The sequence below is a fragment of the Kaarinaea lacus genome, from assembly GCF_975902315.1.
Genome location: NZ_CDLKIE010000433.1, coordinates 1 through 4724, shown reverse-complemented (window position 1 = coordinate 4724; position 4724 = coordinate 1). Strand labels below are relative to the sequence as shown.

Here is a 4724-nt window from a genome sequence, read left to right as displayed (position 1 = left end):
GATACTTTTTTCATATTCTCGAAGGAATCTTCTTCATACAGCGCCGGATCGTTGGACATAATCGCCACACTGTTAATACCCAGTTCTTTTAGTGCATTAGTATCACGCACAATCCGGTCACGGATCGCTTTTACGTAGGGACAATGATTGCAGATAAACATAATGAGCAAGCCTTTTTCACCCTTGCAATCCTGCAAAGACCATTGTTTGCCGTCCACACCGGGCAAAGAAAAATCGATTGCAGCTTTTCCAAAATCACATACCGGTGTTTCCAGACTAACCATGGTCATTTCCCCTTTTCTATTTTGTCATTACCTGTGAGTACCAGGAACTTACAACCCATCCCGGACAGCAAGTATAGATCTATCGCAATTAATTTGGAATTGAACTGATCAGATTGCGACCATGTAGCGGGCGAAAAATATACTAAACTATTTTTATACTCGTAGGTTCTCACAGTATATAGATGGTACAAAACGCCACAAAAAATCCACTATATGACGAAGACTTCTCCAGAGAAAAAGGAAAGCCCATGAAATCCCATCTTTATTATTATCGTGCACTCGTAAAGTACGTTTATGACGGTGATACCATTACGGCTGATGTTGATGTCGGACTCCATGCCTGGATACATGATGAAAAAATTCGCCTGGCACGAATTAATACCCCCGAACTTAGAGGTGATGAACGCGAGCAGGGCCTGATATCGAGAGATTTCCTGCGCGGATTGATTGATAGCAAAGAAGTCCTGCTGCAAACCATCAAAGACGAGAAAGGCAAATACGGACGCTATATTGCAGAAGTGTGGCTTGAGCAATCACCTGATGAATGGATTAACATCAATGATCTCCTGGTGGAAAAAGGTTATGCAAAGTATGCAAGCTATTAGACATTAATAAGTCACGCACATATGACGTAGATCACATACTGCAACTGGCTATCGACAATTAATAAGCGCAAAATACTTCTCATTGAAATGCAACAATAATAAAATAAGTATTCTCGTGACTTTAAATACTTCGTCGATAATAATTTTTACCTTTTTATTTGCTAGCGCCACTACCATTCATGCGCAGGGCGTTAGCAGCTGCGCCGAAATAGAAAACGACACTGATCGCCTGCAATGCTATGACAATGCTGGGCAACAACAACCTGAAACGCAACCCACATCAGCTATCGAAGAACGGTTAAGCAGAGAGCTGGCATTAAGTTATGATGAATTCATCATAACTCCTCACAAGCCCAACTACTTTCTACCTGTTACTTACAACGATAAACTGGATGCATCAAATTATGATATTCCAAACCAGACACCTGGCGAAGAAATTGAATACCAGAAAGTCGAGGTAAAATTTCAGCTAAGCTTTAAGGTGCCATTGGCAAAAAAATTTATCACCGATAGCGGCAGTTTATGGTTTGCTTACACACAACTGGCATTCTGGCAACTTTACAACACTGATTTATCTTCCCCGTTTCGAGAAACCAACCATGAGCCGGAACTGATTTGGGCTCATAACGCAAACTATGAAATATTTGGTTTAAAAACCACGTTGATCACAGTTTCACTTAATCACCAGTCCAATGGAAGATCAGAACCACTTTCCAGAAGCTGGAACCGCATCATTGCTAACTTCCTGTTCGAGAAAGACCACTACGTCTTTTCTATAAAACCCTGGTATATACTTCCAGAAACTAAAACTGACGGAGATAACCCTGATATTAACGACTATATGGGATATGGTGAGCTAGGTGCATTAGTGAAATACCAAAATCACCAGGGAACCGTCATGTTGCGCAATATAATCGGCATTGACGAAGGCCGTACGACTATTGAACTTAATTACACCTTCAGTTTTAGCAAGCGCATCAAAGGCATTGCCCAGTATTTCTATGGTTACGGGGAGAGCCTGATTGACTATAACGTTCTATCGAATCGCATAGGTATCGGGATTTTATTGACGGACTGGTTATAAATACTGACTTTTGAAAAAGCCGCCTCGAGCCTTAGCTCTCTAAAGCGGCTTTATCCTTATTCAATATTCGGCCAACAACCGAAACTACTGCACATTAATAACTATCGGTGTTGCGGAAATGGCCGTGCCCGGTACAGTGGCGTTTAAATTAACCTGCCCCGCTTTAATGAAAGTCACGCGCCCCTTGGTACCAGGAACATTTGATACCGTCGCTATTTCTACATTGCTGGTCGACCATAATACGCGAGCTGTGTAGTCGGCACTGACGCTGTTAGTAAACGACGCAAGCGCCGTGTAATCTATCTCAGCGCCAGCTGAAACAGCACCAAGGTTAGGAATTAATAAGTCCTGTATCGTTTCATTCTGTACAGTCAGGCTTGCCTGTGGTGACACAACTGCCTGGCTGCTGCTATCAAGTCCCGTCGCAGTTATATTACTGCTGCCTGCGATTAGTGTTGTAATCTTGCCTTTGTCGGGACCGAAAACTGCTACAGCGCTTGCAGTGCTATTCCACACGACATCATTGGTGATATCCCTGATCAGACCACCCGCAAATGTGCCTTTCGCTTCGAATTGTCCCTGTGCTTCTACAGGCAATGTACCGCCTGTTGGTGTTACTGCAATGGATGCCAATGATGCACCGGTAACCGTCAGTGATATCGTGCCAACCACGCCACTCACACTGCCATCTGCCAGGATGTCTACATAGGAAATATCTACATTGCCAGGCGCCAGCCCTCGCACCTTGGCTGTTGCACCAGTGCTTATAAAACTTGCAATGGTAGGATCGCTAATGATCCACGACCCGGGATTCACCAAATTCAACTGGGATCCATCGGAGAATTCACCTCGGGCATAAAAATCCCGGCTATAGCCAACGGGCAAACTATCGAGGCCATCATCAGACCGGGTGTCGATCGTGACTGAATTAAGAGTCGCGTTTGTCACATCGACAGTTGCGGTGGTAGGTGAGGTAAGATTATCAACGGCTCGAATGGGCACTCTACTGCTGGATGCCCCTCCCGTCGAAACAGCGGTCACCAGTCCTTTAGCGCCAAGATTACTGTCGTTGTTGACAACGGCAGTGGCTTCGTCATCGCTGGACCAGGCTACCCGGTTGGTTACCAGGTAGGTACTATTGTCATTGAACTGTAATAATGCGTTTAATTGTTGCGTTCGATTCACTGGCAATGAACCAATCCACTGCGGTTCCACAATTAAATTACTTGCTGTTTTGTTGTTAACCACTTCAACACTGACGCTATTTGACGTTAATAAGGGCGTTGTTGTAGAAGCGGTGATATTAGCGATACCAACCGCCTCGCTCGTTGCTAATCCTTTTGTATTGGAATCCATCATAACTGCGGTTTGATTATCCGAGTTCCAGGTAACAAACTCAGTAATGTCATACGACCTGTTATTATCAAACGTTCCTTGCGCAACAAATTGTTGATCAATACCCAGAGGTAAATCGTCCGGCATTATTGCAGGAGCAATTTCAATTTTAGTAAGATTAAAAGTTATTACTTCTAAACTCACAGAATTAGAAGTAACACCTGACATGAATGCCGTGATGTTGGTTGACCCAACTGCCAATCCTGTAGCCAGACCAACCACGCTGATAGTCGCTACGGTTGTATCACTGGATTCCCATTTAACAGAACCCGTTACATCCTGCTGGGTGTTATTGGAATATTCTGCAATGGCAGTAAATTGCAGCGTAAGATCAACCGGCAAACCATCAGGTACCGCAGCGGGTGTAACTGTAATACTCGTTAGCGTTGCACCGCCACCCGTAATATCATCACCGCCACCTGATCCTACTATGCTGAACGTACCCAGCATCATTAGCAACAACAAACTAAAAACTCGAATAATTAAACTACTACTGACAAACAGGTGTCGCACTGTGAGCACTCCTTTTTAAAATTATTTGTATAGTCACGTAGGCTGCTAAAGTTCCCAACCCAATAGAGAGCAGATCCAGAATATCAAACGTACTATGAATAAAATAACTTGCGGTATTTTCCAGAAATGGAATACCCGCGAACCAGTCCGGTACCCAACCGGCAATTCGCTGGGCAATAGAATCTATCTGGGCAATTTCAAACAGAGCGTCAATCAGGAACCAGCCAATGCATACAGGCAACAGGTACTGGCGGTAACGCTCCTCGGGAACTACCAGGGCCATAGTTAATAAAATGAAAGTGTAGACATGAACGAATGTAGGTATATGTTGACCTAACAAGCCAAATACAGAATTTTGGCCATCGCCCAATACCATCCAGTCCGACATGAAATATACCGAACCTGCATCACGATCCAGTAAATAGACGACAATACCCAAAACCATGGCGACCACAGCCATCACCAGGGAGAGCATCGCAGGGTGCGCCATTTTTAGAGGGCTATGTTTCATGGAATCCTGTTTAACAACTGACCGATTTAAGTATGGTCACATCTGCTTAGTATCGCGTTGATTTACATCACAATAACAATCCCAGGCGACGGTAGACACCTGGCGCCATACGAATTCAGTAAGGATTAGTGTATTACGAAATGCTTGTTGGTGCAGTAATTTAGGATAACTAGAACGTCTTTTTACACCTCTCAGCCGGTTGCTAAGCTACTGGAATTTATGAGATTCTGATAGCGTGTAGGAAGATTTTTTGCGGGCGACAGTAATATAATGAGCGTTTACTCCACCTGTAATTCGATCGTTCCCTGAATATTCACCTGAATCTTCTGTTG

The 4724-nt window shown here is 43.9% G+C and carries 5 protein-coding genes; 2 read left to right on the top strand and 3 right to left on the bottom strand.

Annotated features, from left to right (window positions below):
- The coding region (locus ACWVCM_RS13600; RefSeq protein WP_455202304.1) for a redoxin domain-containing protein at positions 1–284 on the bottom strand (284 nt) is incomplete at its 3' end.
- A gap of 248 nt (positions 285–532) precedes the next feature.
- Here ACWVCM_RS13600 and ACWVCM_RS13595 point away from each other — a divergent pair.
- Both ACWVCM_RS13595 and ACWVCM_RS13590 read left to right on the top strand, forming a co-directional pair.
- A complete protein-coding gene (locus tag ACWVCM_RS13595) occupies positions 533–889 on the top strand; it encodes a thermonuclease family protein (protein ID WP_455202303.1) in 357 nt (118 codons plus the stop codon).
- Between the two features lie 115 nt (positions 890–1004).
- Entirely contained in the window at positions 1005–1973 is a 969-nt protein-coding gene (locus ACWVCM_RS13590) for a phospholipase A (RefSeq protein ID WP_455202302.1), read from the top strand.
- Positions 1974–2057: 84 nt separating this feature from the next.
- On the opposite strand, the gene ACWVCM_RS13585 is transcribed toward ACWVCM_RS13590, so the two are convergent.
- Positions 2058–3881 (bottom strand): Ig-like domain-containing protein, encoded by a 1824-nt coding sequence (locus ACWVCM_RS13585; protein ID WP_455202301.1) that lies wholly within the window; start codon positions 3879–3881, stop codon positions 2058–2060.
- Positions 3859–4392 carry a hypothetical protein gene (locus ACWVCM_RS13580; protein ID WP_455202300.1) on the bottom strand — a complete coding sequence of 178 codons (534 nt, stop codon included), beginning with the start codon at positions 4390–4392 and terminating at the stop codon, positions 3859–3861. The genes ACWVCM_RS13585 and ACWVCM_RS13580 overlap by 23 nt, the downstream gene beginning before the upstream one ends.
- Positions 4393–4724: the final 332 nt, after the last annotated feature.

Excerpts from the sequence above, each read along its gene's own strand:
- ACWVCM_RS13595 (WP_455202303.1), top strand. The coding sequence starts at position 533 with ATGAAATCCCATCTTTATTATTATCGTGCACTCGTAAAGTACGTTTAT.
- ACWVCM_RS13580 (WP_455202300.1), bottom strand. The coding sequence starts at position 4,392 with ATGAAACATAGCCCTCTAAAAATGGCGCACCCTGCGATGCTCTCCCTG.